The 3,865-nt window shown below is 67.3% G+C and carries 4 protein-coding genes; 1 reads left to right on the top strand and 3 read right to left on the bottom strand.

Features of this window, described 5'->3' with window-relative positions:
* On the bottom strand, positions 1-460 hold a 460-nt coding region (locus E1261_RS43770), incomplete at its 3' end, for a SigE family RNA polymerase sigma factor (protein WP_132416129.1).
* A gap of 186 nt (positions 461-646) precedes the next feature.
* Between E1261_RS43770 and E1261_RS43765 the strand changes: the two genes are divergently transcribed.
* Positions 647-1,420: a D-Ala-D-Ala carboxypeptidase family metallohydrolase gene (locus tag E1261_RS43765; RefSeq protein ID WP_238176830.1), complete on the top strand. Its 774-nt coding sequence runs from the start codon at positions 647-649 to the stop codon at positions 1,418-1,420.
* Between the two features lie 89 nt (positions 1,421-1,509).
* On the opposite strand, the gene E1261_RS43760 is transcribed toward E1261_RS43765, so the two are convergent.
* Together E1261_RS43760 and E1261_RS43755 are read right to left on the bottom strand one after the other, a co-directional pair.
* Complete coding sequence (locus E1261_RS43760) at positions 1,510-2,757, bottom strand: DUF445 domain-containing protein (protein WP_132416127.1); 1,248 nt, start codon at positions 2,755-2,757, stop codon at positions 1,510-1,512.
* A 35-nt stretch (positions 2,758-2,792) separates the two neighbouring features.
* Positions 2,793-3,865, bottom strand: a 1,073-nt coding sequence (locus tag E1261_RS43755; protein ID WP_132416125.1) for an MFS transporter, incomplete at its 5' end; no start/stop codon positions are given.

Below are 3,865 nucleotides of genomic sequence, written 5' to 3'. Positions count from 1 at the left end.
GGGCGGGGTCCAGGCGGAGTTTGGCTACGGCCTTGCTGGCTTGGCTTTTGACGGTGCCGACGCTGGTGCCGAGGAGGCGGGCGGTCTCGGCCTCGGTCAGGTCCTCGTAGTAACGCAGGACGATCACGGCGCGCTGGCGGCGGGGGAGTCGTTGCAGCGCTTCCCAGAGATCGCCCTGGTACTCGGGGCCGGCCGCAGAGCTCTCGGGGAGTTCGTCGCTGGGGATCTCGTGCGTCCAGCGGCGGCGCCACCAGGAGGCGTAGGTGTTCACCATGATCTTGCGGACGTACGGTTCGGGGTTGTCACCCTCGATCCGGTTCCAGGCGAACCACGCCTTGGCGAGGGCGGTCTGCACCAGATCCTCGGCCAGCGCGTGGTCGTGGGTGAGCAGGTACGCCGTCCGCAGCAGGCGGCCGGAGCGGGCGGCGACGAAGGCGTCGAATCCCTCGGTCGATGTCACCGGCGGCCCCGTTTCTCTGTCACGCACAGTGAGCGCGTTCACCTTGATGGTCACATCCTGCCTGACCAGGTGTCCCCGGGATTTGGTTGCCTGTTCGGAAGAAAGTTCCGGACTTTCCCTGGTAAACCGGTGAATCTTGCCGCACTGTTGTCCGCAGACAAGTCACTTCACCGCCCGGAGGTTGTCATGTCCCAACTCTTCTCCCGACTAGCCGGCCGCCCGCTGCCGCGGCTCGCCGCCATATTCCTGCTGTTCACGGCGATGCTGGCCGCGACCCTGACCACCCAGTTCGTCACCGCCCCGAAGGCGCACGCCGACGGCTGCTACACGTGGACCCGTCAACTCAGCCAAGGCATGAGTGGCGCCGATGTGAAGCAGTTGCAGATCCGCGTGGCCGGTTATCCCGGGTACGGCGCTCATCTGGCGACCGACGGTGAATACGGCCCCGCCACGGCGGCCGCCGTCGGCCGGTTCCAAACGGCGTACGGGCTCGGATCGGACGGCGTTGCCGGTGACGCGACGTTCCGGAAGATCTACGAGCTGCAGGACGACGACTGCACCCCGATCAACTTCACGTACGCCGAACTCGACGACGGCTGCGGCGGTTCCGGATACGACGGCGGTCCGCTGAGTGAGGCGGTCACCAAGGCCAACGCGCTCCAGACCATGTGGCAGCTCCAAGCCATGCGGCACGCCATGGGGGACAAGGCGCTGAACATCTCGAGCGGATTCCGCAGCATCCCGTGCAACCGCTCGGTCGGCGGTGCCAGCGACAGTCAGCACCTCTACGGCCGCGCGGCCGACCTGGTCGGTTCACACTCGCTGTGCGCGCTGGTCAAGCAGGCCCGCAGCCACGGCTTCGGTGGCATCCTCGGCCCCGGCTTCTCCGGTCACAACGACCACGCCCACCTCGACATCCGCACCACCAACTACTGGAGCGCCCCCAGCTGCGGCATCTGATTTGGCTGGTTAGGCACTCGAATCGGGGGTTCTGCACCGTGGTTAACGGTGTAGAACCCCCAATTTCGCTGCCTACCCAGTCAAATGGGTCAGAGGAGTTGGCTGACGGTGTGGATGACCAGGCCGACCAGGGCGCCGACGACGGTGCCGTTGATCCGGATGAACTGCAGGTCGCGACCGACGTGCAGTTCGATCCGGGCCGACGCCTCGCGGCCGTCCCAGCGGGCGATCGTGTCGGAGATGACCGAGACGATCTCGGTGCCGTAGGTGCGGATGACGTAGCTGACCGCCTCGGTGGCGCGGGCGTCGACCTTCCCCCGCAGTACGTCGTCGTCCTGCAACCGCTGACCCAGATCCTGGATCACCTTCACCCCGCGGACCCGGAGGGTGCTCGCCGGGTCCTGGATCGAGTCGATGAGTGCCGTGCGCAACGAATCCCAGACCGCGGTGAGGCTGGAACCCATGTCGGGGTGGGTGAGCATCCGCGCCTTGAAGGCCTCGAACCGCTCCATCGTCTCGGGGTCGTTCTGCAGGTCGACGGCGAGCTTCCGCAGCAGCCGGTCGACGGCATGCCGGGCCGCGTGGTTCTGGTTGTCCCGTACGTCGGCCAGCCAGGCGAGCGCCTCGCGATGAATCCGGTCCACGACGAGCCGGTCGACCCACATCGGCGACCACCGCGGTGCGCGCGGTCCGACCACGTCGGCGAGTAGTTCGCGGTTGTCGCTCAGCCAGTCGTGCGCCTCGATCATCAGCAGATCGAACAGCGCGTGATGAGCGCCGTCGTCGACGACCGACTCGAGGAAGTGACCGGCGATCGGGCTCAGCGGCTCCTGGACGAATCGCGGCAGCAGCGACCCCCGGACGAACGCCGTCACGTCGTCGTCCCCGAGCTTCGGCAGCGCGGCCCCGATCGTCCGAGCGCCTTCCGCGACAATCCGCTCGGCATGGTTGCCCGCGGCCAGCCACTCGCCGGCCCGGCGGCTGACATCGGCCGACTGCATCTTCTCCGCCACGACCTCCTCGGAGAGGAAGTTCTCGGTGACGAACTGCTCGAGGCTCTCGGCCAGCATGTCCTTGCGGGTCGGCACGATCGCGGTATGCGGAATCGGCAACCCCAGCGGATGCCGGAACAACGCGGTCACCGCGAACCAGTCGGCCAGCGCACCAACCATCGCCGCCTCGGAGGCCGCATTCACGTAGCCCCAGCCGCCGTCACGGTGCAGCGTGATCACATAGATGATCGCAGCCAGCACCAGCAACGACAGTGCGACCAATCGCATCTGCCGAAGCCCACGCCGCCGTACCTGATCGGCGGCGCTGAACGTCATAGTCGCCATACCCCGATCCAACCAGGTGATACCCAGCGATCCGGTCAGGCGATGACCTGGTTGTCCCCTGATTTCGCCGTACGGCGGTCCATCAGGCCCGAGATCACCGCGAAGATCAGCCCAGCGACCGCCAGTGCAGCGCCGACCCGGCTCGGCCATTCGTAGCCGTAGCCGGCCGCCAGCACGAGGCTGCCGAGCCAGGCGCCGAGCGCGTTGGCGATGTTGAGCGTGGAGTGGTTCAACGAAGCGGCCAGCGACTGACCCTCGTGGGCGACGTCCATCAAACGCGTCTGCAGGGCGGGGATCAGGATGCTCGCCGAACCGCCCATCAGGAACACCGCGATCAGCGCGGTCGGCTTGGTGTTCGCCATCCACCCGAACACTCCGAGTACGACGGTCACCGCGATCAGGCCGCCGTACAGGCTCGGCATCAGCGCCCGGTCGGCCAGCCGACCGCCGATCAGCGTGCCGCAGGTCATCCCCACGCCGTACGTCGCCAGCACGATCGTGACCGCGGCCGTGGAGAAGCCGGCCAGCTCCGTCATCGTCGGGGTGATGTACGAGTACGTCGCGAACATGCCGCCGAACCCGACCATCCCGACCAGCAACGCCATCCACACCTGCGGCCGGGCCAGTGCACTCAACTCACTGCGCACGTTCGTCTCGCTACCCACCGGCTGCGGCGTCACCCAGAACCAGACGGCCACCAGCGTCAGCAACCCGAGCCCACCAACCGCCAGGAACGGCGCCTGCCATCCCAGTCCTTGGCCGAGGAGAGTCGTCAGCGGTACGCCGATGATGTTCGCCACCGGCAGCCCGACCATGATCATCGACACGGCCCACGCCCGCCGGTTCGCCGGCACCATCGAGGCCCCGACCACCGCCCCGATCCCGAAGAACGCACCATGCGGCACCCCGGTCAGGAACCGCGCCGCCATCAACATCTCGTAGCTCGAAGCAACAGCCGACAAAACGTTGCCCACCACAAACATCGCCATCAGCCCGAGCAGCAACCGCTTCCGCCCGGTCCGAGCCCCCAACGCCGCAATCACCGGCGCCCCCACCACAACCCCGATGGCGTACGCCGCAATCACGTGCCCGGCGGTCGGAATCGAGA

Origin of the sequence: Kribbella albertanoniae (assembly GCF_004348455.1) — a bacterium.
Taxonomy (GTDB): Bacteria; Actinomycetota; Actinomycetes; order Propionibacteriales; family Kribbellaceae; genus Kribbella; species Kribbella albertanoniae.
Note: the sequence above shows the minus strand (reverse complement) of the source record. Positions and strands in the feature narration are given on the sequence as shown.

What these genes read in the sequence shown, in the direction of transcription:
- E1261_RS43760 (WP_132416127.1), bottom strand. Translation starts at nt 2,757, where the DNA reads ATGGCGACTATGACGTTCAGCGCCGCCGATCAGGTACGGCGGCGTGGG.
- E1261_RS43765 (WP_238176830.1), top strand. Translation starts at nt 647, where the DNA reads ATGTCCCAACTCTTCTCCCGACTAGCCGGCCGCCCGCTGCCGCGGCTC.